Annotated in this window: 26 protein-coding genes and 3 pseudogenes; 4 read left to right on the forward strand and 25 right to left on the reverse strand. The window is 58.1% G+C overall.

Going from position 1 to position 24,069, the window contains the following annotated elements:
* Window positions 1–48: 48 nt before the first annotated feature.
* The 3 genes and pseudogenes from B4968_RS12790 to B4968_RS12800 all read right to left on the reverse strand — a co-directional run bounded on the left by B4968_RS12790 (window position 49) and on the right by B4968_RS12800 (window position 4,358).
* A pseudogene (locus tag B4968_RS12790) lies at window positions 49–1,798 on the reverse strand (acetolactate synthase 3 large subunit).
* Window positions 1,799–2,217: 419 nt separating this feature from the next.
* Window positions 2,218–2,862 (reverse strand): response regulator transcription factor, encoded by a 645-nt coding sequence (locus B4968_RS12795; RefSeq protein ID WP_083099498.1) that lies wholly within the window; start codon window positions 2,860–2,862, stop codon window positions 2,218–2,220.
* A gap of 59 nt (window positions 2,863–2,921) precedes the next feature.
* Complete coding sequence (locus B4968_RS12800; protein WP_083099500.1) at window positions 2,922–4,358, reverse strand: cache domain-containing protein; 1,437 nt, start codon at window positions 4,356–4,358, stop codon at window positions 2,922–2,924.
* A 248-nt stretch (window positions 4,359–4,606) separates the two neighbouring features.
* Here B4968_RS12800 and B4968_RS12805 point away from each other — a divergent pair, with 248 nt between their 5' ends.
* The 3 genes and pseudogenes from B4968_RS12805 to B4968_RS12815 all read left to right on the forward strand — a co-directional run bounded on the left by B4968_RS12805 (window position 4,607) and on the right by B4968_RS12815 (window position 9,141).
* A complete protein-coding gene (locus B4968_RS12805; RefSeq protein ID WP_083099502.1) occupies window positions 4,607–5,689 on the forward strand; it encodes a TRAP transporter substrate-binding protein in 1,083 nt (360 codons plus the stop codon).
* 154 nt (window positions 5,690–5,843) lie between these two features.
* On the forward strand, window positions 5,844–6,770 hold the full coding sequence (locus B4968_RS12810; RefSeq protein WP_083099504.1) for a TRAP transporter small permease subunit: 927 nt from the start codon (window positions 5,844–5,846) through the stop codon (window positions 6,768–6,770).
* Window positions 6,771–6,787: 17 nt separating this feature from the next.
* Window positions 6,788–9,141 (forward strand): annotated as a pseudogene (locus B4968_RS12815) (TRAP transporter large permease).
* A 488-nt stretch (window positions 9,142–9,629) separates the two neighbouring features.
* Here B4968_RS12815 and B4968_RS12820 read toward each other — a convergent pair.
* The 17 genes from B4968_RS12820 to B4968_RS12900 all read right to left on the reverse strand — a co-directional run bounded on the left by B4968_RS12820 (window position 9,630) and on the right by B4968_RS12900 (window position 20,675).
* Complete coding sequence (locus tag B4968_RS12820) at window positions 9,630–10,454, reverse strand: arginyltransferase (protein ID WP_083099506.1); 825 nt, start codon at window positions 10,452–10,454, stop codon at window positions 9,630–9,632.
* Window positions 10,455–10,657: 203 nt separating this feature from the next.
* Window positions 10,658–11,089, reverse strand: coding sequence for an RDD family protein (locus B4968_RS12825; protein ID WP_083099508.1), 432 nt, complete (start codon window positions 11,087–11,089; stop codon window positions 10,658–10,660).
* Window positions 11,090–11,179: 90 nt separating this feature from the next.
* Entirely contained in the window at window positions 11,180–11,626 is a 447-nt protein-coding gene (locus B4968_RS12830) for a DUF2852 domain-containing protein (RefSeq protein WP_083099509.1), read from the reverse strand.
* 551 nt (window positions 11,627–12,177) lie between these two features.
* Window positions 12,178–12,984, reverse strand: a complete 807-nt coding sequence (locus B4968_RS12835; protein ID WP_083099511.1) for a hypothetical protein — start codon at window positions 12,982–12,984, stop codon at window positions 12,178–12,180.
* A gap of 240 nt (window positions 12,985–13,224) precedes the next feature.
* Entirely contained in the window at window positions 13,225–14,007 is a 783-nt protein-coding gene (locus tag B4968_RS12840) for a DNA cytosine methyltransferase (protein ID WP_241525728.1), read from the reverse strand.
* Window positions 14,008–14,096: 89 nt separating this feature from the next.
* Window positions 14,097–14,312, reverse strand: a complete 216-nt coding sequence (locus B4968_RS26155) for a Com family DNA-binding transcriptional regulator (RefSeq protein ID WP_083099513.1) — start codon at window positions 14,310–14,312, stop codon at window positions 14,097–14,099.
* Between the two features lie 142 nt (window positions 14,313–14,454).
* The gene (locus B4968_RS12850) at window positions 14,455–14,970 is read right to left on the reverse strand and encodes a hypothetical protein (protein WP_083099514.1); all 516 of its coding nucleotides are present in this window, start codon (window positions 14,968–14,970) and stop codon (window positions 14,455–14,457) included.
* 71 nt (window positions 14,971–15,041) lie between these two features.
* Complete coding sequence (locus B4968_RS12855; protein ID WP_083099516.1) at window positions 15,042–15,485, reverse strand: discoidin domain-containing protein; 444 nt, start codon at window positions 15,483–15,485, stop codon at window positions 15,042–15,044.
* Window positions 15,482–16,078 (reverse strand): hypothetical protein, encoded by a 597-nt coding sequence (locus B4968_RS12860; RefSeq protein WP_083099517.1) that lies wholly within the window; start codon window positions 16,076–16,078, stop codon window positions 15,482–15,484. Before B4968_RS12860 ends, B4968_RS12855 begins: the two co-directional genes overlap by 4 nt.
* A complete protein-coding gene (locus B4968_RS12865; RefSeq protein WP_083099518.1) occupies window positions 16,075–16,611 on the reverse strand; it encodes a hypothetical protein in 537 nt (178 codons plus the stop codon). Before B4968_RS12865 ends, B4968_RS12860 begins: the two co-directional genes overlap by 4 nt.
* A gap of 70 nt (window positions 16,612–16,681) precedes the next feature.
* Complete coding sequence (locus tag B4968_RS12870) at window positions 16,682–17,110, reverse strand: tail fiber assembly protein (protein ID WP_206601100.1); 429 nt, start codon at window positions 17,108–17,110, stop codon at window positions 16,682–16,684.
* Complete coding sequence (locus B4968_RS12875; RefSeq protein WP_083099520.1) at window positions 17,107–17,934, reverse strand: phage tail tip fiber protein; 828 nt, start codon at window positions 17,932–17,934, stop codon at window positions 17,107–17,109. The genes B4968_RS12870 and B4968_RS12875 overlap by 4 nt, the downstream gene beginning before the upstream one ends.
* A gap of 29 nt (window positions 17,935–17,963) precedes the next feature.
* Window positions 17,964–18,737 (reverse strand): capsid protein, encoded by a 774-nt coding sequence (locus B4968_RS12880; protein ID WP_139792804.1) that lies wholly within the window; start codon window positions 18,735–18,737, stop codon window positions 17,964–17,966.
* Window positions 18,738–18,756: 19 nt separating this feature from the next.
* Window positions 18,757–19,137 carry a capsid cement protein gene (locus B4968_RS12885; protein ID WP_083099523.1) on the reverse strand — a complete coding sequence of 127 codons (381 nt, stop codon included), beginning with the start codon at window positions 19,135–19,137 and terminating at the stop codon, window positions 18,757–18,759.
* Entirely contained in the window at window positions 19,134–19,391 is a 258-nt protein-coding gene (locus tag B4968_RS12890; RefSeq protein WP_083099525.1) for a hypothetical protein, read from the reverse strand. Before B4968_RS12890 ends, B4968_RS12885 begins: the two co-directional genes overlap by 4 nt.
* Complete coding sequence (locus tag B4968_RS12895) at window positions 19,388–19,996, reverse strand: phage protease (RefSeq protein ID WP_241525726.1); 609 nt, start codon at window positions 19,994–19,996, stop codon at window positions 19,388–19,390. Before B4968_RS12895 ends, B4968_RS12890 begins: the two co-directional genes overlap by 4 nt.
* A gap of 430 nt (window positions 19,997–20,426) precedes the next feature.
* Window positions 20,427–20,675 carry a hypothetical protein gene (locus B4968_RS12900; protein WP_083099528.1) on the reverse strand — a complete coding sequence of 83 codons (249 nt, stop codon included), beginning with the start codon at window positions 20,673–20,675 and terminating at the stop codon, window positions 20,427–20,429.
* A gap of 12 nt (window positions 20,676–20,687) precedes the next feature.
* On the opposite strand from B4968_RS12900, the gene B4968_RS26160 reads away from it, so the two are divergent.
* Window positions 20,688–20,867: an AtuA-related protein gene (locus B4968_RS26160; protein ID WP_083099530.1), complete on the forward strand. Its 180-nt coding sequence runs from the start codon at window positions 20,688–20,690 to the stop codon at window positions 20,865–20,867.
* Between the two features lie 113 nt (window positions 20,868–20,980).
* On the opposite strand, the gene B4968_RS12910 is transcribed toward B4968_RS26160, so the two are convergent.
* The 5 genes and pseudogenes from B4968_RS12910 to B4968_RS26170 all read right to left on the reverse strand — a co-directional run.
* On the reverse strand, window positions 20,981–21,163 hold the full coding sequence (locus B4968_RS12910; protein WP_083099531.1) for a helix-turn-helix domain-containing protein: 183 nt from the start codon (window positions 21,161–21,163) through the stop codon (window positions 20,981–20,983).
* A 402-nt stretch (window positions 21,164–21,565) separates the two neighbouring features.
* On the reverse strand, window positions 21,566–22,492 hold the full coding sequence (locus B4968_RS24495) for a DUF1097 domain-containing protein (RefSeq protein ID WP_241525727.1): 927 nt from the start codon (window positions 22,490–22,492) through the stop codon (window positions 21,566–21,568).
* 570 nt (window positions 22,493–23,062) lie between these two features.
* The gene (locus tag B4968_RS23520) at window positions 23,063–23,236 is read right to left on the reverse strand and encodes a hypothetical protein (protein ID WP_161492587.1); all 174 of its coding nucleotides are present in this window, start codon (window positions 23,234–23,236) and stop codon (window positions 23,063–23,065) included.
* A complete protein-coding gene (locus B4968_RS26165) occupies window positions 23,196–23,633 on the reverse strand; it encodes a calcium-binding protein (protein WP_083099575.1) in 438 nt (145 codons plus the stop codon). The genes B4968_RS23520 and B4968_RS26165 overlap by 41 nt, the downstream gene beginning before the upstream one ends.
* Before the next feature lie 38 nt (window positions 23,634–23,671).
* Window positions 23,672–23,962 (reverse strand): annotated as a pseudogene (locus tag B4968_RS26170) (calcium-binding protein); the annotation flags it as partial.
* Window positions 23,963–24,069 lie beyond the last annotated feature (107 nt).

Consider the following 24,069-nt stretch of genomic DNA (forward strand, 5'->3'; position numbering starts at 1 on the left):
TTTGGGGCAGGGCGCAACCGCCCTGCAAATTCCGTTCCTGCGCTGGGTCTAGACCATGACCGCGCCGCTTGCCTGGATGACACCCTGGGTGTCGGCCTCGCCCATCAGCATTTCGTTGTGGGCCTTGCCCGATGGGATCATCGGGAAGCAGTTTTCGTGCTTTTCCACCAGGCAGTCAAAGATCACCGGTCCATCGTAGGTGATCATCTCCTTTGGCGTCATCCAGATCTGCCGGATCAGAGCACAGGATCCCCTTGGCGCCAAAGGCTTCGGCGAGTTTGACAAAATCGGGCAGCGATTCCGACCAGGAGTGGCTGTAGCGTTCCCCATGCAGCAGTTCCTGCCACTGGCGCACCATGCCAAGGCGCTCGTTGTTGAGGATGAATTGCTTCACCGGCAGGCGGTACTGGGCGGCTGTGCCCATCTCCTGCATGTTCATCAACCAGGAGGCCTCACCAGCGACGTTGATCACCAGCGACTCTGGATGCGCCACCTGCACCCCGATAGAGGCAGGAAAGCCATAGCCCATGGTGCCAAGGCCGCCGGAAGTCATCCAGCGATTGGGGTCTTCAAAGCCAAGATACTGCGCTGCCCACATCTGGTGCTGGCCGACCTCAGTTGTGATGTAGCGATCGTGATCCTTGGTCAGGGCTTCGAGCCGCTCCAGCGCGTGTTGTGGTTTGATGGTCTTTTGCGAGCTGGTATAGGCGAGGCAGTTCACTTTGCGCCATTCGCCAACCTGCTGCTGCCACTTGGCAATCGCCTCCCGGTTCACCTTGCGACCGCGCGATTTCCACACCTTGAGCAGATCCTCAAGAACGTGCCCCACGTCACCGACAATTGGAATGTCGATGCGGATCACTTTGTTGATCGAGGAGGGATCAATATCGATATGGGCTTTTTTCGAGTTCGGGCTGAAGGCATCGATACGGCCGGTGATGCGGTCATCAAAGCGCGCACCGATATTGATCATCAGATCGCAGTCATGCATGGCAAGGTTGGCCTCATAGAGGCCATGCATCCCCAACATCCCCAGCCAGTTTTCTCCCGAGGCCGGGTAGGCCCCAAGGCCCATCAGGGTTGAGGTGATAGGAATGCCGGTGGCATCCACCAGTTCACGCAGCAACTGACAGGCCGCCGGGCCAGAGTTGATGACGCCGCCGCCGGTGTAAAACAACGGGCGTTTAGCGGTCTCAATGGCGGCGACCAGCTCGGTGATCTCTGCCATGTCGCCTTTGACAATGGGCTGATAGCGCGAGGCCGCTGGCTTTGCCGGCTCATAGGTGCCGGTGGCAAACTGCACATCCTTGGGGATATCAATCAGGACCGGGCCAGGGCGGCCCGAGGTTGCCACATGAAAGCCTTCGTGCAGGGTTGCGGCCAGTTTGTCGGTGTCTTTGACCAGCCAGTTATGTTTTGTGCAGGGACGGGTGATGCCGACAGTGTCTGCCTCCTGAAAGGCATCCGAGCCAATCATGAAGGTGGGCACCTGACCGGTGAGAACCACCAGCGGAATGGAATCCAGCAGCGCATCCGTCAGCCCGGTCACCGCATTGGTGGCACCGGGGCCCGAGGTCACCAGAACAACACCGGGTTTGCCCGTGGAGCGCGCATAGCCTTCGGCGGCATGGACCGCGCCCTGCTCGTGACGCACCAGAATGTGGCGGATATCGTTCTGCAGGAAAATTTCGTCATAGATCGGAAGCACGGCGCCACCTGGGTATCCGAATATTGTGTCAACGCCCTGTTCCTTCAGGGCCTCAACAACCATTTTTGCGCCGGTCATTTCACGTGTCATCTGCTTTTGCTCCAATTGGCCGCATCGTCCATTACGCATAAAAAAAGCCTCCGCTTGTTCAGGGGAGGCGCATGGGTTTGACTGTGGTCTACCGTTACCGGCCCATGCGCTTGGTTCCTACAATTACGACTAGGCTGGTCATCGCCAGGCTCTCCTTTACTGCGTTGCAGCGGACACTATGTCTGTGCGGCGGGGGCGTCAACAGGCAAAGGGGTTGAATTTCAGTTGAATTTGGACATTTTCTTGCGCGCGGCGCGCATTTGGCGACATTATCGTAAAAATAACCGGGCCATTTGCGGTCGAATGCACCCCAGGGCGGCCTTTGGCGGAAAATTCTCCCTCCTTCTTGGGACCATTTCGGCCCGTATCGCGTCAGCAAAGGGGGCCTGCACCTGCAAAGGGATCTGCGCGCCGGGGCTTTAGAATTCGTGGCCCGTGCCCTGCAACACGCCATGTTCCAGCGCATAGCGGGTAAGGCCCGCGGTCGAGGAAATCCCCAGCTTGCGTTTGATGTTCTTGCGGTGTGTCTCGACTGTGCGCACCGAGATATCCAGCGTCAGCGCAACCGCCTTGTTCGACTTGCCCTGCGCCAGCTCCAGCAAAATGGTCTGCTCGCGCCCGGTGAGCGCTTCGCGGGTTTCGCCATCTTTTGGCTGCAACGAGCCTTTGGCCCCTGTGCACAGGTAGCGTTCACCGCGCATAACCGCATCAATCGCCTGTTTGATCTCTTCGGTGGGCACGTCCTTGAGGATATAGCCCATGGCGCCATGATTGAGCGCGGTTGAGATATACTCGGGGCTATCATGCATCGACAGGATGACGATCCGGGTCTCTGGCAGGCGTTCTAGGATCATCTCGGTGGCGCTCAACCCGCCCAGACGGGGCATGTTGAGATCCATCAGGATCACATTCGGCGCCAGGCTCACAGCCTGTTCCACCGCTTCCACGCCATCGTGCAGGCAGGCGAGAACCGTGATGTCATCATAGCTTTCAAGGATCGACTGGATCCCTTCGGCTACCATCGGGTGATCATCAACGATCAAAACGCGCACTGTGTTGTTCATGTCTTACCTCTTGGCCTCAAGCAGCGGTGTAATCCGGCGCCAGACCCCGGGCCTTTGCGTCAGGAGATTTTGACCCGTTGGTCTTCGCCCGGTGTCTCACCCGGGGCCAGAAGGTGGCTCAGAGGCAAGATGGCTTCGATCACGGTGCCGCTTTGGGTGCCACGTGATGACAGAATGCGTAAGGTGCCGTCAAGCTGCTCAATACGCTCTTGCATGTTGCGCAGGCCAATGCCGGGCCCGGTGCGGTCCTGTTCCGGCGGCAGCCCGCAGCCATTATCGGAAATCCGCATGGTGGCGCCTTTGGCGTGACCGCGCAAATCCATGGTCATCACCGTGGCCCCAGAGTGGCGCTCAATATTCATCAGCGCTTCCTGGGCAATGCGATAGAGCGCGATCTTGGCTTCTGAATCGAGGCGGTTGCGAAACACCACGGTGCTAAAGTTGGCTTCAATCCCGGTACGGGCGGCAAAATCATCCGTAAGCGCCTTGAGCGCCGGGCCAAGGCCAAGGTCATCCAAAACTCCGGGGCGCAGGTCGCGGCTGATCCGGCGCACCTCGGTTATGGCGCCAGCCAGATTGTCGATGCCCTTATCGAGTGGGGGCAGGGCGCGGTCCACCTCACCGCGTTTCAGCAGGCGCCTGGCATTGTCCAGCGCATAGCGGACCCCGACCAGCAATTGGCTGATGCCATCGTGCAGCTCCCGCGCCACCCGCCCGCGCTCGTCCTCCTGGGCATCAAATACCCGCTGGGTCAGCTCTTTTAGTTTGGCATCCGCCAGACGACGTTCGCGAATATTAAGCACCATACCCGAGGCAAAGACCACGATCAGGGCCGCAAGGGTGATGACGCCAATATAGAGAAAGGTGCGCTGAACCCGGGCTTCGACCTCGGCGCGGGCTGTGGCGACCGAGGCCAGCACGTCGTCAATAAAGACACCGGTGCCCACGGCCCATTGCCAGTCCTGCAGGCCCACAACATAGGCGACCATGCGGGCTTCTTCGCCGGTAGAGGGCTTTTGCCACATAAAGGTGTGCCATCCGGCCCCCTGACGCGCCAGGCTGATGAACTCATCCACCACCGGGGTGCCCTGACTGTCTGTCAGACCGCTCCAGTTGCGGGTGATGAATTCTGTCTGACGCGGGCTCACCAGATTGGTGCCGTTATAGTCGTAGACAAAGAAGAAGCCGTCGGTGCCATAAATCATCGACGACAGGATCTGCGCCACCTGTTGTTTGGCCTCCGTGTCATCCGGGGCGGCGCGGCCATAGATAAAGGAAAACCCGTTGCGGGCCTGGGTCACATAGTTGCGCAGCTCTGCCTTTTTTGCCTCCAGCAGCTGATGTTTCAGCGCCTGGATTTCACGCTCGGCCGAGGCGCGCGACTGGTAGGCGACCAAAAGGGCAATCGCGGCAACTGCAACAACAAGCGGCAGCGTCGCCAGAATCGACAGCTTCTGTGCGTAGTTCGGACGAAAAAGGGAGCGGAAAATGGCCATGTGCCGAATCGTTACGCAATCTTGCAAGCGAATCAAAGGCCGGGGAGGCGGTTTTGCGTACTCCGGGGAAAAGATTTCTGCCGGATTCGGGAAAATGATGCGGCTTCTCAAGGGATTCGGCGAATTTTCGACCCTCCTACGCAGTAGTAGGTATTCACAAGTTCCATCGCCTCGCTAGGCTGACGCCACTCGAAAGATCCGTTCGGCAAAAGCCGGACACCGGAACTACTAATGGGAGGAGCACTATAATGGATCGTCGTTCTTTTTTGAAAACCTCTGCGCTGGGCGGAACCGCCGCAGCTGCAACCACTCTGGCCGCACCGGCCTATGCAACGGGCAAGCGTACCCTGACAATGGTTACCACCTGGGGCCGTGGTCTGGCTGGCGTTTTTGACGCCGCACAGCGCGTTGCAGACAATATCTCGACCATGTCTGATGGTCAGCTGACCGTAGACATCAAGGCCGCTGGTGAGCTGGTTGGCGCCTTTGAGGTGTTTGACGCGGTATCCTCCGGTCAGGCCGACATGTACCACGGCGCCGACTACTACTTTGTTGGTCAGCACCCAGGCTATGCCTTCTTCACAGCTGTGCCTTTCGGCATGGCCGCGACCGAGCTGTCCAACTGGTACTACCAGGATGGCGGCATGGAGCTGCACGACGAGCTGGGTCAGATCTTTGGTCTGAAATCCTTCCTCGGCGGCAACACCGGCGCGCAGGCTGGCGGCTGGTTCTCGAAAGAGATCAACAGCCCCGAAGACTTTAACGGTCTGAAGTTCCGTATGCCTGGCCTCGGCGGCAAAGCTCTGGGTAAACTGGGCGCCTCTGTTCAGAACATCCCTGGCTCCGAAGTGTATCAGGCGCTGTCGTCTGGTGCCATCGACGGCACCGAGTGGATCGGCCCCTGGGCGGATGAAAAAGCCGGTTTCCAGGAAATCACCAAGCCCTACTCCACTGCCGGCTTCCACGAGCCAGGCGCGGGTCTGTCGGTTGCCACCAACCGTGACGTCTTTGAGAGCCTGACCGCAGGTCAGCAGAAGATGATCGAAATCGCCTCCGGCGAATGCCACCAGTGGAACCTCTCACAGTTCCTGGCCAACAATGGTGCCGCTCTGCAGCGTCTGCAGGCCGGTGGCGTAAAAGTCATGGAATTCCCTGACGCTGTCTGGGATGCCTTTGGTGCCGCGTCGAAAGAAGTCATGGACGAGAACATGGGCGACGACCTGTTCAAGAAAATCCACGACAGTGCGATGACCTCGATGAAGTCTTCCTCGGGCTGGCAGAATATGTCGTCTGGCGTCTACACCGCACAGCGCGACCGCGTTCTGGGTTAATCCAACCCCTAGCGTTTTTTGGATCCCCCGCCGGGTGCGGGGGATCCGTTTTTCATTTTTGCCGCAGGCCAGAAGGTCGAGGTCGCTCCTCTCACTGAGGTAGGGGCGAGACCGCGCTTTCACTCCCCGCTGCATGCAATAATCCGAGGGAAAAATGCAGGAAGACACAGGCATTTCCTTTCTGGGCGCCCTGTTCAACGGCCTGATCTGGCTGGTTCAGAACATCGCTGGCGCCTTTTACAATTTCGGCTATGCCGTAACCCACCCGCAGCTCTGGCTTGACTGGTCTGACAAGACCTCGATCATGCGCTTTGTCTATTATGGCGGCTCAAAAGAGTTCTTCTTTGTCGTCTTTACCCTGTTCCTGATCCTGACGGCGATTGGCATCTACAAACGCCAGATCATGTGGGGCATGGTGCGCGGCCTTGAGGGGTTTGCCAACGGGATCGGGCGCTTCTTTGCCTGGGCCGGCCTCCTCATGGTGATCCAGCAGATCATCATTGTGTTCATGCAGCGGATCTTTGCCCGCCCGGACATGAGCTTTGGTCTGGGGATCGCGCTGGAAAAAGACATCAGCTGGTTTGCCGAAGAGCTGAAGCTCTACAACGCCTTGGTGGTCTGCCTCTGTGTGAGCTACACCTTTGTGCAGGGCGGCCATGTGCGGGTTGACCTGATCTATTCCGGCGTCAGCTTCCGCGCCAAGCGCGTCATCGACATGGTAGGATCGCTGATCTTCATGATGCCGGCGGCCGTGCTGACCTGGATGTATGGCTGGTTCTTCCTGTGGCGCCATCTCATCGTGCCAAAGCCTTCGGCCTCTGACAGCCTGGAGCGCCTGGTGATGAAAGCCCGTGCGCTGCGCTGGAACGGCGAGACCATCGGGTTTAGTCCCAATGGCTTTAACGGATACTTCCTGTTCAAGATCTTGCTGGTAACCTTTGCCGCCATTGTCTTTGTGCATGCCATCGCCTTCTTCTACCGCTCTATGTTGGAGTTCATCGAAGGCCAGGGCAGTGAAAATAAATACCTCGACAAGGATACCCTTGGAGAGGGCGAAGAAGCCTATGAAGGCGCTCATTAACCTAAGGGACAGCTGATATGCTTTTCTGTCTTGATGGCGTCGAACTCGGCCTGCTCATCGTATTCTTATGCCTTTTCGGAGGCATCCTCTCCGGTTTCCCGGTGGCTTTTGCCATCGGTGGTGCCGGTGTCATCTCCTTTGGGATCATCGCGGCACTGGACAGTGCCGGTCTGCTGATCCACCAGGCCATCGATACCTCGTCGCTCTCTACCAGAATCTGATCGAGAGCGGGGTGAAACCCGATGCCATTTCCACCTTCAGATATCCGGAACTGCAGCGGATTGCCGAGCCTGTGTTTGTCCAGGGTTGGGAACACGCGATGGATCGCAATGTCTCATTCATTGTGAACCGGATGAACGAGCGGGTTCTGGCTGGGGCGTCGATTGAAACGCTGCTGGCGGTGTTGATGTTCGTTCTGATGGGGATCACCCTGGAACGTTCTAAGATCGCCAATGTCCTTTTGACCACCATGGCGCGGGTCTTTGGTCCGCTGCCGGGTGGCCTGGCCGTGTCCATTGTTGTGGTTGGTGCCTTCCTTGCGGCCTCAACCGGGATTGTTGGCGCCACTGTTGTCACCATGGGCCTGCTGGCCCTGCCCACCATGCTGCGCAACAACTACTCGCCAGAGCTGGCGACCGGTGTGATCGCAGCCGCGGGCACATTGGGGCAGATCATTCCGCCTTCGATCGTGATCGTGTTGCTCGGCACTCTGGCGGGGGATCTCTATTCCACCGCGCAGGAAAACCGGGCAATGGAAGCAGGCTGTTCCGACGCTTTGACCTATCTGGGTGAGCCTGCGGTGGTTTCGGTCGGCACATTGTTCCAGGCAGCACTGCTGCCGGGGATCATGCTGGCGCTGCTCTATGCGCTTTATGCCTTTGGCTATGCGATGCTGAACCCGGAGAAGGCCCCAGCGGTCGCTCCCGAGCCCAGCACCAACGAGCCGGTCACCCGCAATGAAGCGCTGCTGTGGTTCCTTGGTGCCCCGGCTGCCATTCTTGCAGGTGCGATGCTTTTGGGCTCTGTTGGCGTCATCGGTTCGCAAAACATTACTGTTTCGGCCTTCTCGGATGCCGGGCAGACAGCCTCGCTGCGTACCTCGGTTGGTGAGCAGTGTCAGGCGGCAATGATCGATCTGCACGGGCAGGACGCCTGGGACGCAGCTGTTGCGGAACAGACCGCGATTGAAGCGGCGGGCGGTGTTGCGCAGGCAACCAAGCTGAGCGAAGAAGACTTTGCTCAGGCCCAGATCGACAAGATCGAGGCGGCAGCACCGATTGGCACCGGTCTTACCATTCTTGTGGTGATGCTGGCGCTGGTGCTGGCAATTGGACGCGGTGTTGCACCCTCACGGGATGTGAAGCCGTTGATCATTGGCGCTATTGGCCTGTTGCTGGTGCTATTGGTTGATGTGCTGGTCATTGCGCCAACCACATCACCAGGGGTGACAGTTCTGCTGATTGCCCTGCCATTTCTGCTGGCGCTTTACGGCGCCCGGGAAGCGGCGGCGCGCTGTGCACGCAATGATCTGATCCGGGTGGTCTTCCCACCGCTGGTTCTGATCGTCGCGGTGCTTGGCTCGATCCTTGGGGGCATTACCAACCCAACGCCGGCAGCGGCGCTTGGTGCGGGTGGCGCGATCATGCTGGCCGCGTATCGCCGTCTGCAGGATGAGGGCCGCTCTGGTAAGATCATCATCTGGGCAACGCTTTCTGTGATGATTGCGATCCTTATCGGTGTGAACTTTGACCTTCGGATCAACCAGTCCAATGTCAGCGTTGAAAGCTGGATCGCTTTTGGCTTTGCCTATGCCGCCTATCTCTATGCGCTGTTTGGCCTGCTCTATGGCTGCTGGGTGCTGTTCAAGGGCGGCGTGCTGACCCCGGTGGTGCGTGAAACCGCCAAGGTCACTTCGATGGTCTTTACCATCCTGATTGGCTCGCAGCTGCTGAACCTGGTGGTGATCTCCTTTGGTGGTGAGCACTATATCCAGCAGTTCCTGAGGAGCTTTGACAATGAGATGACGGTCTTTTTGATCGTGATGATTGTTCTGTTCTTCCTGGGCTTTGTGCTCGACTTCCTCGAGATCATCTACATCGTGATCCCGATTGTTGGCCCGGTCATCTATGGCGGCTCTTTTGATCCGAAATGGGTGACCATCATGGTTGCGGTGAACCTGCAGACCTCCTTTTTGACTCCTCCCTTTGGCTTTGCGCTGTTCTATCTGCGCGGGGTGGCTCCAAAAGAAGTGACCACGGCGCATATCTACCGAGGGGTTTTGCCCTTCGTGCTGATCCAGGTCGCTGGTCTGGCACTGCTGTGGGCGTTCCCGTCCATTGTGACCATTGTACCGGCTTTGATCCCCAACTGATCCAGCCGACACAGCAAAACGTTCTGAAAAGGGGCCCCAATTTGGGGTCCCTTTTTTCATACCCGCCGAGGTTCCCGCTGAGGTCATTGCGCTGCGCTTGAGGGGGGCAACGCTCTTAGAGGTCAGTGATAGACAAGCGTCGGCATCTCATGAGGGCGCGCGCCCATAATTGCCTATGCCAGTGCCACGCTTTCGCAGCTCTTTGGAACAAGAGGGTGACATTGCTGAATTGTGCGGGTCAGAATTACACAGGCCATTATTGCACTGGCCATTGATACACAGGCCAGTATTGCACAGGCCTATATTTCACAGGCCTAAATTCACTGGGGGAGACAGTATCGCCTGGCTGCAACGCCCTAGCAGGTGTTCGCAAAGCTTCAGGCTGACGGCCGGTGCTTTATCCATATTGTGGTCTGCAGCCTGGGAGGCGGGCCTGGAGAACGGGCCTGGAGATCGGGCCTGGCCATAGCTGATCTGCTCAGCAGGCCTTATCGGCGCCGATGCACTGGTGGTTCCGGCAGGTGGATATTTGCGACCTGCTCGGCAATTGGATCTGTGGACAGAGGATGGCTGCTTTCAGAAAACTCAGCCGGATCCTGCATTTTTTTCCAGGCGCCCTGATGAAAAATTTCGAGCCCTGTGAACTTTTCCTTATAGCTCATCTTTGGACTGCCTGGCACCCAGTAGCCAAGATAGACATAGGGGAGCCCGGACTCGCGGGCGATTTCGATATGATCAAGGATCATATAGGTGCCAATGGAGTTTTTCGGCTGATCCGGGTCATAAAACGAGTAAACCATGCTCAAGCCGTCTTCGAGCACATCCGTCAGCGAGACCGCAACAAGGCCGCTGAACTGCGGTTCGGTATATTCCACCACCCGGCTGCGCACCGGGGTTTCTTCGATCATCGCGGCGTATTCAAAGACATCCATATCCGCCATGCCGCCCTCAGAGTGCCGTCCGTCGAGATAGCGGCGGAACAGAGCGTATTGATCTTCTGTGGCCCAGGGAGAGGTCGCCCTGCGGACCAGGTAGTCATTGCGCTTCAGGATACGCCTCTGGCTGCGTTTCATCTCAAAGGCACTGACATCAATGCGCGCGGACATACAGGCAGAGCAGTCCGAACAGGAGGGCCGGTACAGGACATTTTGTGAGCGCCGAAAACCCTGATGCGACAGACTGTTGTTCAACTGTTCCGCACCATCTCCCTGCAGCGAGGTAAACAGCTTCCTCTCCATCCGGTTTTCCAGATAGGGGCAGGGCTGGGGAGCCGTCACATAGAACTGTGGAGCAATGGGCAGTGTGTGGCGCATTTGTTGCTGATCTTGGAAAGGGTTATTCGGATAATAGAAGTCCTATTTAGGATAGCAATGGGGAAGCGCCGCGCCAAGCGGCCATTGAGACATGGTTAAGGCAGGCTGCTCTCTGGGGCGCCTGCCGCGCGGGGCATCAATTGCAATGGTTTAGCCAAAGGGTAAGGGGAACCTTTCCTCTTACCCTCCTGTGGCACTCCAGATCAGGAGCGCCGGTTGATCATCACGGTCCCAAGCAGAGAATCGTTCAGCCCCTGACCCTTGTGCGTGGTCAACATCATGATGATTGAGATCAGCTGCAGGATTGGGACGCTCAGACAGACTGTATAAAGTGCCGTATGCCATGTCGCCTGACCTGCATCGAGGCGCCGCCCGGACAGATCCCGCAGCTCGATACCGCAAAACCGCATCCCCAGGGTCGCAGAGCCATTGGCAAGGGTAACAGTGCGGTAGACAAACCCGATCACCAGATAGAGCAGGGGCCAGATAAGCAGCCCAACAAAGGCCGTCAGCAGAACCGCCAACAGGCTGAGCCCAACGATAAGGATACTGTCGACAACCCAGGCCATCAGGCGCTTGGGGGCCACGGAGTCATAGAATTCAGCCTGATATTCGCGGTCGGGGAGGCCGGTCATTGGGGTTCCTTTTTGATGCATGGCTCGTCTCTAATTCGAATCCCGCGCTCAGCCAAACGGGGCATGAGCGCGGGGCAGGGTCAGCGCGCGTTACTGCGCCTTTTGGCTGAGGTCTTCTTCGCTGACATCCTGTTGCGGCGCGGCATTGCGCTCTTGCATAAAGTCGTCAAACTCGGCCTTGTCCTTGGCATCGCGCAGCCGCTGCAGGAAGGTTTCAAAATCATTCTGCTCTTGCTCCAGCCGACGCAGAGTGTCCTCTTTGTAGGCGTCAAATGCTGAGTTCCCGGAGGGTTTCATCGCCGACATCCCATGTTTAGCCCAGGGCGTGCGATTTTGGCTGCGGCAGGATTTATTGAACATACGTTTGCTCCAGATCATGTAAAACAGAAGGGCGAGGCCGATGGGCCAGAAAAAGACAAAGCCCAAGACCATTGCAGCGATCCAGGCGCCTTTCCCTTTTCGGTCCAGCCAGGCTTCGCTGCGTGAGAACCAACCCTGCTGGCTATGGGGTGAGGTCGGGGAGGTCATAGCTGTCATTTTCCGTCTCCAGGTTTTTGCGTCATGCGACGTGATGTGTGGTTTGTGCGGAATGTAAATACCGTTCACATTAACACATATTGGAGTTGGTCCCCTGACCTTCAAGTCCTTATGTGAATCTTTTTTACATGCGTGAGGAAAGGCTGTAGCGGGACACTTCGCGTTGCAGTAAAAGACACTGTAGCGGGACTGTAGCGGGACTGTAGCGGGACACTTCCGTTTGCAGTAAAAGACACTTCCCATTGCAGCAACTTTTTTTGCAAATCCCCCTGTTTTTAGGCTCCTAACGCGCGCCTGGCTGCCCCTTGTTGTGGATTTCCCGTTGAGACGGCCGGGGCACTTTTGGGACACTTCCCGTTGCAAACTCAAGATTGAGGCCCCCCGAACCGCCCAAAATCGCGGGCGGTGGAGAGTTTTAAAGGGTGCTTAAAGGCTTTTTGAAGCATTTGGGGGCGTGACGGTTGCGGACATTTGCCTGGTAATGCACCGAGGTCTGCTGGGCGGATTTAGTTGCTGTTCATTGCGCCCGCGCAGTTCTAGGTTAGGAGCTATCAATCACGCTGTGAGCGTACGTCTCCTGTTTTTTGCTCTAGGCCGGGCACCAGCTGTATCTGTCCGTCGCAGTGTTTACAGATAATTTGAGATCCTGCCTGCCAGTTGCGGCACAGCGTGGTTTGTCTCTTGCCGCAGTGAATGCAGTTGAACCATTTGTGGCCATCTGCGAGGCGCCATCCTTCAGGGCCTTCCAGCGGTAGGAAGTGACCATCGCAGCTTGGGCAGATGACTAATTTCTTAGCCTCAACATCAGCCGCACGCACCTTTAGTAGAAAACCGCATCGGCACCTCCAATTCATTTGATCATTGATGTGCGTGTTCCAAATTCGAGACGATAAGACGTTTTCTATTTCAGGGATAATTTCACTAATTTTGGCAGCAATCTTTGTCCCTTCTTCTGCTGTCCCTTCTCTGTGGTCGTGAATAGTAGGGGTGTGCACGAACCTCCCGAGAGCGCTGTAGCGAGTTCTTATCCAAGATATCTTTAGCCGTTTGTCTGTACCAAGCTTTATTGGAATTCCCGTGTTTTCTGGGGTGATAGTAAGGCTTCGATCCACTTCCACCGTCTCATCGAATTTCATCAGCTCTTGTAGGATTTGAGCCGGTTGCCAGCGTTTCGAGAGTATGAGTTCACGAGTCTCTCTATCCGGGAATGATTGCAGGCTTTCATAGGCCAGGCACTCCAAAGCCATCCTCACTTCAAGGCACGTTGCAGCCAACAGTTTGTCGTCCGAGAGTAGCTCGCGGGCCCTATCTAGGTGTTGCTTGGCGAAAGTACGAAACGGTATTTTGTCACTTGTCATGCGGGTATCTTTCTCAGGCCGAGGCTAACCTCCACATCGGCGCGCCTTCCATTTTGGTTCCTGCGGCCAACCCGTGTAGGTCGCACAGCGCGCGAGCGGCGCGTTCTCTTATGGGCTTCGGTTTACGCATTACCGCATTCCTTTTCTGAGATTCCCGGTGCGATAGAGGGTCGGATATTTTGGCCACAAATGGAAGCGCGCAGGCAGCGGGGCCGGTTTCTCGGCCCCACCAGGCTAGGCTCAGAACTCCTTTTTCAGCTCAACAAACGCGCGCGCTGCAGCCATTGGGACCACCCCGTTACCGGCTGCAGCGGATCGGTCCACCCTGGAGGCCATCCCATCATCCAGTCGCTGAAGGCAGGGTTGGGCTGAAACAGAGCTTTTCCCTTTGAGTGCGCGTCCCCAGCCTGCAAAGTCACCAGGCATCGGGGGGAAGAGGTCAGTGGGCCGGGTTTCCATCCCGTTGCTATCAACAGCTCCCACATGACTGTCCAGCAGCTCGCTGCGTTTCTGAGGGACACTTGACCGCCGGTCTGGTTCTGATCCGCCACAAACAGAAAACTGTCGGGAGCCATGCGGATGGATGTCCTGTTGCCCCCCTGTTTGACCGTCGGCGTGGGCCAGAATGAAGAGCCTTTGCCTGATATGAGACCCGCCAACTTCAGCCGCCGATTGCACGCGCGCTGCAACCCGGTAGCCCATGCCTTGAAGGTCTCCGACGACGTCCTGCAGGCCAAGGGTGAGATGGCCTGCGACGTTTTCGAAGAAGCACCAGGTGGGTTGCACTTCGCTGATGATCCGGGCGACGTCTGGCCAGAGGTGGCGGTGATCGTCTTCTCCCGTTCGGACACCGGAAAGGGTGAAGGGCTGGCAGGGATAACCGGCAGAGATGAGATGAACGCGGCCGCGCCATGGTTTGCCATCAAAGGAGTTTGAGATCGTCCCATATAGGAGCCGGAACCAGGGACGTGTCTGCCATCCGCGCCACGAGAGTGGCCGCGGCGAAACTGTTTCGCTCGACATAACACACAGTTCGATATCCGGGTTCTGCGAGGTGTAAGCCAAGGTCAAGTCCTCCGACACCGGCACAAAGGCTGATGCCGAGAAGGTCGTTAGATCGGTTGGGGGTATGAAGAGCCACACTGTGGATCCTTTCCATCGCGCTCATTGGAGTGTTCCGGGCGCTTTGGTGAAGGGCTCTGTGGCCTCAAGGTATTGTGTGCCTTGCATCTTGGGCACTTGATGGCGAGCGCGCCACATAATGCGCCGGGCTCGATTTTAAATAGCAATCTGCGGCATTCACCGCAACGCTGGTCTTGCAGCTTCAAGTGGAATCACCTCATGAAGGCCGGGTCCTCGAGGACAGGGAGCGGCCATGAAGCTTTGCTGGTCGGTGGGGTTGGATGTGAGAATTTGGCCCCAAGTTAAAGGGTGTTACAGCACCCTTTAACCTCCCGTTTAAGGGAGGTTTTAGAAGGTCGCGGCCAGGGTCGCGGCCGCGTCTGGGACCGCCGGCCAATTGGCATCGTCGGACAGGTCTGCACCGGTGTCGACCAGCCCCGCCCATGTGCCGCGCATCTGCGTGATCCACTCAAGGCCCGCGATGTATGCCGCCATCTGCTCCGCACTCAGCAAACCGGCACCAGCCGCCGCCGCAAGATTGATCTGGGCCATCTCATCAACCACCGCAAAGATGCGGCGGCGGCATTCCAGACGCCCGGCGTCCTGGGCGGCGTCATGCTCCTGCGCCAGCACTTCGGTAGTCTTTTCGCGAAACGACCAGGAGCGTACCGGAAGCCCGTCAACGTCGATCAGGGGGCCGGGGGAGATGATGCGGTTTGGGTGATCGTCAGGCCGCTCTGCAATCGTCACCTCATGCAGCCCAAACGCCGCAAGCTGTGCGGCGGGAATGGCCGCGTTTTTGTCTTTGCAAAACTGCGCCGGGGTTTTTACGGTCCAGACGCCATCAACTAGCTGTGCTCGCATTTTCAAGATTCCTTATATGTTGTCGTGACGGAAAACCCCGCAAATGGGTGAACACCTGCGGGGCTTTCCGTTTACTGCACTGTCAAAACAAGGGTAGTTTCGGCGGCCATTTCTGCGATGCTGTGCGTGCTTACAACATCCCAAGCCACTCCATCCGCCGAACCTTCAATAGTGAACACGTGCGGCGTCTGGCTGGTCACGCCAGACCGGCTTCTCAATTGAATCTCCATCACTGATAATGGCGAGGGAAGCTCATAGGCCAGCCACTCTGGAACACCATTCGTTGCCCAGAAGGTAGCGGCGTGGCCATCAAAAGCGTTTGCTGCTGCGCCATATGCTGCGTTGCTAGTAGTTGCTGTCCCACCTATTGCAGCTTGCGCCCCACCATATGAGGAACGCAATTCAAGTTCGGCCAGCGCTATGCTGCTACCTGACGTAACCCCAGATACATTCATACGCCAGTGTGGGTAGCTAGCCGCAGCAGCCCGGCGCATCATTGCACGGCGGCGGTTCATACTGTTTTCCGCCAGGACAGGGATGCGCGGACAGTCGAGCCGCCCTCGCCCCGAAAGGCGATTTCCAGAATATCACCGGCAGTCGCAAGCGGATCAGGCAGGCCATCGTCGCCCCAATCCCAATTGGCCGGGAAGGTGACAGCATCGGCCCCGCCTGCGGTGATCACCAAGGTGCGGACCCATGCGGCGGCGGGCGCATTTGACTGCGTGAGCGTCACGGCACCGGCTGTGGTGAGGGTGAACAGGGTGGCAGCGCTCAGATCCATATCGGGCGTGGCACCGGCCAGGGCCGCCAGGGTTTCCGACACGGCCAGAGCTTTCACCGGGCCGGTGAAATCCCCCCCGGCCTTGGGCATGGCCGCGTCTGCCTTTGCGCCCTGTGCCGCTGTGGCACCGGCAACAGGGGCCGCAATGAATAGCTCAAAGCTGGCGGCATCGGTGAGTGCCGTGCCAGCGGGCACCGATGCCAGAATGGGCACATACAGGTGGCCGGTTGCATCGTCGCGCACAATATCGGTGGGCGTGTAAGCGGCCCCGGCGTCATAGCCACCGGCAAACCGCATCCGAATTCTGCCAAGGTTTAGCTGGGTCATAGTCCTATCTCCAAAAGCAATTCGCCATCGGCGGAAATGCTGAAATCCTCAGCACCAACCGCCCCGGCAGGGGCATAGAAAAAGAGGATCAATTCGCCCGCAGGATTGACCTCAAATTGAGCAAACTGCGCGCCGCCGCCACCCGCTCCACCGCCGCTGGCAGGGGCGAAATTCGCCTCATCAAGGGAGGGATCAAGGGTTGAGCCGGAATGCCCGAGCGTGGCGCGATAGGTGAGGAAATCTAGCGGCGACCAGACGTTTTCCCCATAGGCATACTGGCCCCCGCTAACCCATTCCGTGGCATTGGAGGCGAGAGAGGCAGCATTTGCATGGCTGGCGGCTTCTGGAGCAGAGGCAACCGCCGAGGCCGATGCGGTTTCAGCATCACCAAGCATGTCTTGGGTCGCCGCGCGGTCGGCAGCCGCAGCGGCTGCGCTATCACCCGCCGCGTTCGCACTGGTTGCCGCCGCGCTGGCGTGCCCCTGCCGCTTGCTGCTGTGACCATGATCCAGCCGACATGCTGGCGCATCCAATTTACGCCAACCCCAGTGACGGCATCGCTGCCCTGGGCAATCGTGACTGTTCCTGTGCGTTGCCAGGCCATTATGTTTCCTCACTGTTTGGGCTGATGGGCCAAGAGACGTTTTGCGGGTCGGTGATTGTGTCCATCAGGTCGCGCAATTGCTGCCGGTAGGCGCGCCAGGCGGCCCGATCAATGGGCGCATCTGGGGCCTGCGTCCAATCGCAAGCGCTCAGGCGTTTGTTGCGCTCAACGCGGATTTCACGCAGCAGGCGGGCGCTATCGACCGGCGCGACATAAGCCACAAAACCGCCATCCGGGCCGACTCTTTGCGTAGCCGGATCAATCTCCGCATCCATGCTGATTTCGGTGAACACCTCGCCCGGTTGAAGGTTCTTTTTGGCCATGCTTTCGGGGATCACAAGCACCTGAGAAATCACGCCCGTGTCCTGGTCGTGAAACACAAACCTCTTGTGAGGCGGCGCCTTTTTCTTGGGTTTGGGCTTGGTCATTTTTGCCTCTGAAAGATGATGAGATCGAGCTGAGAAACATTGTCTCCGATGCCAGTCGCGCGAATGTAGCGGGTGACGCCAGCAGCGAGCGTGGTGATCGTCGCGGCTGTGCCCGTCAGGAAAACAGTGTTTTGAGCCGGCGACGTATCCGGCCCGGTTTCGCTCAAAGTGGTAAGCAGCGTATCTTTTCCGCCCGAGGAGATTGCCTTGTATATATGGCACCCCGCCTCTGGTTCCGCCGCCGTGTCTTGCGCGCGAACAAAGGCCAGAATGATCAGATCTATCGAGACGCCTGTGGTGTTTTGGATGGCGATTTGCTTATTGCCACCGCCACCAATAGCCGAGTGGGCCGTTGTGGCGGCTTGGTTTCCCAGCTTGCTGGTTTCGACGGCTTCCCCGGCAATGTGCAGGGTCTCTACAGCGAGGTTTTTGATATGCGCGGATTTTATCGCCGCGTTCTTGATGTGAGTGGACCCAATGGATGCGGAGCCGATAACCGCCTCATTCAGATAGACAACGCCAGCTGTGACCGTGAATGGGGCCATTGCTGCGCTGCCATCCAGTTTGGCGATAACAAACTGATCAACATCAAACGCCATGGTCGTGGTGGCTCCCCCATCACCGGCCAGCTCAGAGACCAGACCGAAACCACGCACCACGCCGTTATTGTTGACGCGAACGCCATAGGTGCCCATCACCCCGTCCACTGAGGACTGCACCACGTCAACCGATGTAGAAAGGCCGTTCAGATCGGTTTCAACCGTAGCTGTCGCCGCCGCCAGGGCAGAGGTTTCATTCGCCAGAGTGAGCAGGCTTTGGTTCACTGAGGCGGTAGACGCATTGTAGCTCGATGTCAGGTTGGCGAGGGCGGCAGACAGGCGCGCTGCAGGTTTGCCGCCCGACCGGGTTTGGCCGCGTTGAAATAGGCGTCGCCGATCAAAAGCCGCTTGATGCCTTCACCTGCAAATAGCTCCAGAAACTGCTGGCGGGCGACAATGCCTTCGCTGGTCAGGTTGCCTTTGACGGCATTGACGATCTTTGGGTTGGACGAAATAGCCGTCCAGACCTTGCGGCCCATCACGATGGTGTTGGCGGGCATAATAAAGACGTTCTCAATGCCGGTTTTGAGGACGCCAATTGGATCGGCATTCGCATAGTCCGAGAACTGGTCCGACCCTGAAAGGGTCACTTTGCGACCGGCCGAATAGTTGTCGGCGTTGTGGACGATGCGCGCGACCCGGACTTCGCGGATGTTTTCGATGGTTTCCGAGATCATTTCGACCGCGTGTCCTGCGGGGTCATACTTTGACAGACCAGCCTTGCGGGCGGCAGCGGCTGAATTGATATCGGAGGTCGGGACCGGGGCGTCCAGGCCGTAGTCTTCAACTTCGGCAGTTTTCTGGGTGCCGCCGAATTCAAGCTGGCTGACACGGCCTTTGCGACCAACGCGGGCGTCGGGGATGTTGAACGCTTCCTCGGCGGGGTATTCAGTCCAGCCGAACTTTTCAGTGGGCACCGTATGGCGTGGCATGACCTCGTCCGCGATGCGTGAGGCTTCCGGGTTTCTGTAGCCAATCGCAATCGCTGTCAAAGCTGCGTCGGATTGGAAGGGGCGATTAGGAGCCATGTAACTGTCCTTTCAGGGATCAGGCTTCGTGCAGAAAGCCGGGCGAGAGGAAGGTTTCGCAGAGGTCACCGGCAATGCCGGGCTCGTCTGCAAAGCCAATGATGCGGATAGAGGTTCCGGCGGCAGCGACGGCCTTGATGGCAGCGCCTGAGGCGTCGGAAGTCAGAGGGTCGCCAGCCTCTACGGTGCCGCCCAGAATGACAGGCAAAAGCCCGGCACGGTGCACGTCACACATGCCGCCTGCTGGGGCTCCCATGCTGTCGCAGACCCCAAGCGAGGCCTCGGTGTTGCTGGCAGCGGTCGTGATTGTTGACCCGTTTGCACGGTCGGCAAAGGCGACGATGCGGCGGCCTTCGATCTTGGCGGCGGCCTCATAGGAACGAATGAAGGTCGGGATCATGCTCCGTCCTCCTGTACGGCCTGCACCGCCTCGGTGATGGACATCTCAATCCCGGCCTCGGCCTGTTTCGCCACAAGCGCGGTGGCCTTGGCCGAAAGCTCCTGGGCGTTAAGAGCCAGATTGCTGTCGCCGTTGCCTGGCGGCAGGTCGGTCAGCATCTCGCCCTTGATTTTGGGCATTGCGCCGATCAGCGCCTCAACGCCTGCCGGGTCGGCCTGGTGCATGGTGATGTATTGATCGCGGGCGGGTTTCACACCGACGCGGCCTTCGCGGATTGCGCCATCGACAAAGAGTTCGGCCAGAGATTCTTGCTGTCGCTTTGCAGAGACGTGACCGTTGCGGACAGATCTTTGACCGACGCCTGCAAGGCGGTGATGGTTTCGTCTTTGCCCGCCGACACACTTTGAGCCGCCGTCAAAATTGCCTCGGCGCTGGCGTCGGCTTCACAGCCGAGCGCGGTTCCGATCTCGCCGAGCTGCGATTGCAGCGCGTCTTCACCGGTATCAAGCCGGGCGTTCAGCGCAGTGGTGATATCGCCCTCGCTTGCGTCGGCTTTGAGGCCGAGCAGTTTGGCGATGTTTTCCTGAAACATTGTGTCTGTCTCCTGATTGAGTGAGTTCAACCCGCGCAGATTTGGCCGGTTGACGAGGCTGGCGCGCCGGATGGCGACGATGTCTTTGCCTGGGGTTGCGAGGTGGCCGATTACCGGGGAAATTCCGCTGTAGGCGCGGTCTTCCAGGAGGTCGCGCCCGGATTTGGTCCACTCGACGCGGCCCCAGATCCCGTCTTGCCGCGCCTGCATTGCCACGATCCAGCCGCGCGCCGGAGCCGGGCGGCCGTCTTTGGCCGCCAGGTCCATTGCATGATCCTGGTCGATGGGCATGCGGCGGCGGGCGGGTTTGAATGCGTGAGCGTCACGGCACCGGCTGTTGTGAGGGTGAACAGGGTTGCGGTGCTCAGGTCCATATCGGGTGTGGCACCGGCCAGAGCCGCCAGGGTTTCCGACACGGCCACGGCTTTCACCGGGCCGGTGAAGTCACCCCCTGCCTTTGGCATCGCGGCATCCGCCTTTGCGCCCTGTGCCGCTGTGGCACCGGCAACAGGGGCCGCAATGAATAGCTCAAAGCTGGCGGCATCGGTGAGTGCCGTGCCAGCGGGCACCGATGCCAGAATGGGCACATACAGGTGGCCGGTTGTATCGTCGCGGATAATATCGGTCGGCACGTATGCGGCCCCGGCGTCATAGCCACCGGCAAACCGCATCCGAATTCTGCCAAGGTTTAGCTGGGTCATAGTCCTATCTCCAAAAGCAATTCGCCATCGGCGGAAATGCTGAAATCCTCAGCACCAACCGCCCCGGCAGGGGCATAGAAAAAGAGGATCAATTCGCCCGCAGGATTGACCTCAAATTGAGCAAACTGCGCGCCGCCGCCACGCTCAGATGCCACCGGCGTATCTGTAAGGTCATTGTAGCTGCCAGAAGTAGCGACCGGGTGCAGATCCGCGATATCAGCCGCCACCGGGGCAAGCCGGACCATGACACGGGCAAAATGGGTGGACAGCCAGCCAGTGCGGTGACACGCTACGTACTGCCTCAGCTTTGTGCGATGAATTTTGTTCTTAAAGGTGCCCTCAAAGGGGGGGGCACAAGATCCTTGGAATTGGACGCCCATGGCAAATGCCTATCTTCAGTCCTTCTTGAAATGTCGGTGACAACCGACCGTTCGTAGGCCCCCACGTTTGAGGCACATGTAGGACAAGCTTGATGCCAGACTTCTTGAGGAAGAGGGCCGTTGTTCCTCTGGGTATATACAGCGTCGTCATAGCGATCAGAGCTTATGTATCAGTGTTCACTGCTGGACGGAAACATCAATTGCCCCGCTACCCAGTGACCGTAGTAGGAGGGGTCTAGCCCCGCCTCTTTGGAGAAACCCCGCAAAGAAATTCCCAGCTTTTCACGGCGCTCTTCGCATAATGCGACCATGCGCTCGCGCTCTGCCCTGTTTTTCTTCTGCTCTGTCATCATGTTCCACAGCTACGCTTCGACAAATAAGTTTAGCTTGTGCATCACATAGCGATGCACAGGAGGTATTGAAAACATGAAGAAAACCACTCTTAATCGACCCGATGTGCAGCAAAACCAGGTGTCCACTGGTTGGCGAGATTGTGCAAATGATGAGGAAGTTCAAAGGCTTGAGGTTTTGGATGGCCGGATTGAACGACAAAGGGCGATTTTGAGGGATACGGTAATAGACAGAATGTCGATCGGCTCAGCCCCGCGGCCTCCGCGCGACCTGGTTCCCAGTTCAGCCTTTGGCCCCAAAATCTCTGACGGGGGACAAGGTGAGGACCAGGAGCGGACATCCAACGACGAAAGCCCTCCGCCAGCGGCAGAGGGCTTGCGTTTTTCGTATAGAGCCACTTTGGACTATGAGCCTTGTGGCCAGACAAATTCCGGGCGCAGCCCATCATATACCGGGCGACCATCGCTGGGTCGGGCATATCCTTTTATGTCTTCATAAAAGGCATGGTAGTCGGCCGGCATGGCGTCGCTTTCCATTCCCATCAGGTTGGGTACAATCGCGCGGATGCGTTTTTCTTTGTCGTCCAGCATGATAGGTGCGCCGCAATCTTTGCAGGTACAAAGCTCGAGCGGACCATTGGGGTTGTCAGCGTTGAATGGCTGGCGGTTCAGATTGCCCTCATTCGTGACCTTAAGGTCTCCATGTTTGAAGAAAACCACATGGGTTGTCAGCTGACCGGTCACGTTCTTACACACGTTGCAGTGGCAGGTGTGATTGTCGATTGGCTCGGCAATAGACAGAGTCTGGACGTGCGCGCAGCCCCCGGAATATTTGGACTTTTTGGTAAGCGCCCCAACAATTTCATTGGAAATATAGCCCAATACGTTACCGATCACCATCGAAACGGCGATGGCGACACCAACCATGACGATGCCATTGGGCCCTTCACCATATGCCGCGCCCCCCAACAGGAACAGGGCCGCAGTCGAAGCATATCCGTAAACGCTCGCCGGGATTGCGCCCAAAAGCGGGATATTGGCACCGAGGATCATGATCAGAACCGTAACACCGACGCAGATGCCCGCATTCAGCGCAGTGACCCCCATACTGGTCAGCGCGATAAAGGCAGCAACGGCCATGATAGCGCCCCAGATGTTGGCCGGGATCGATGCCTTCGCACCCTCTGTTCCACCGCCACAATGAAAATAGCTTCCCCAGGCAATAAAGATCGCCCAGATTAGAACGAACGGGCTTCCCAACGAAACAGCCGCCCAGGTGGCAATGCCTCCCATCACGCCGATAACCAACGCCAAAGCTTGCACGAGTTTCATATTCTCTCTCCCTTTGTTGTTTTGCTTTCGGGCAATTGTATCCTCGCCCTAAAGCTGCGGTATTGGGTCTCGGAACCTTCTCTAGGTCAATCTGGGCTTAAGTCTGGGTTCGGGCGCCAAGCGACGAGCTTAAAGCGCCACCTGTTTTGACTGATCGGATGTCAAAAAATCGAAAAACACGCGAAAACTGTCGCTGTGGATTAAGAAGATGTGGCCTGCTGGTCTCCAAGAGGATCCAGCATTCTTGGCCTTGCGAAAAGGGATGCGTCTTGGCTCGGAAACAGCCCTTCGCTGCAGGCCGCCCGGACCAGCTTTTCAAAGCGCACTCCCAGCTCTCGTTGCTCAATGCGGCCTGCAGAACGGCGTTCACTTCTGGCGAGTTGCACTGCCACATAGGCGCGCCGTCCATTTTGGCATTAGCGGGCAGGCGGTTCGGGTCGCAAAGAGCGCGGGCAGCACGTTCCCATATGGGCCTAAGTTTTGCCAACTGCTCTCTGAGACAGGCACAAACCCTCGAATTCTTTGAGCGTCATGAGCGAGAGGGGACCGCGCGCTTTCAAAGCTTTGAGGCTAGAACAGCACGTTGGTTTCTGTGAGGTCGGAGAGATCGACATCGCGCAGCAAAAGGCTGTCGCCGCTGCCAAGGCTGAAGACCAGATCATCGCCATTTTGCGCGGCAGATCCCAGCGCGTCGGCCAGATCGTCAAAGCCAAAATCGCTCAGATCCAGACGATCTCGCCGCATCGAAATCCTTGATCTCATCGGCACCACCGGCGCTTGCAAAGATGAAGGTGTCGCTTCCTGCGCCGCCGTAGAGCAGATCGTCCTCGCTGCCGCCGTTCAGGGTATCAGCACCTGCGCCGCCATAGAGCGTGTCGGACCCGGCACCGCCCGCCAATGTGTCATCTCCCGTGCCACCATAAAGCGTGTCGTCGCCAGCTTCCCCGTCCAGAGCGTCATTGCCGGTGCCGCCCCCGAGCGCATCATCTCCAGTGCCACCAAACAGAGTGTCATCTCCGGCCTCACCAAAGGCGCGATCATTGCCTGCACCGCCAAAAATAAAGTCATCTCCAGTACCGCCTGCTGCCCTGTCGTCACCGGCACCGCCAAACAGGGTGTCGTCTCCGGCACCGGCGCGGATACTGTCGTTGCCTGCGCCACCGCCCCAAGCCGATCATTGCCACCGCGCGCAATGATGGTATCATTTCCCTCACCGCCAAAGGCGCCATTGTTGCCGGTGCCGCCAAAAATCGTGTCGTCCCCCGCGCCGCCGGAGAGAAAGTCGTTGTCCGCGCCGCCAAAGAGCTGGTCATCTCCGTCGCCTCCCGAGAGGGTATCCGCCCCCGAGTTGCCGTAGATGATATCATTGCCGCCCTGGCCCTGCACACTATCGTCGCCGGTACCCGCGCCCAGGGTGTCATTTCCGCCGGCACCAGTCAGTGTGTCGTCGCCCTCGCTCTGACCAAGCATGCGCTTGATTGGCTCATCCACCGGAGGTGTCGGCGTGGGCGTAGGTGCCGGAGTGGGATCCACATTGATCGTCACGCTCGCCAGATCCGAGATCGCGCCATCCGCCT

This window comes from Pseudophaeobacter leonis, from assembly GCF_002087335.1.
GTDB classification, from domain to species: domain Bacteria; phylum Pseudomonadota; class Alphaproteobacteria; order Rhodobacterales; family Rhodobacteraceae; genus Pseudophaeobacter; species Pseudophaeobacter leonis.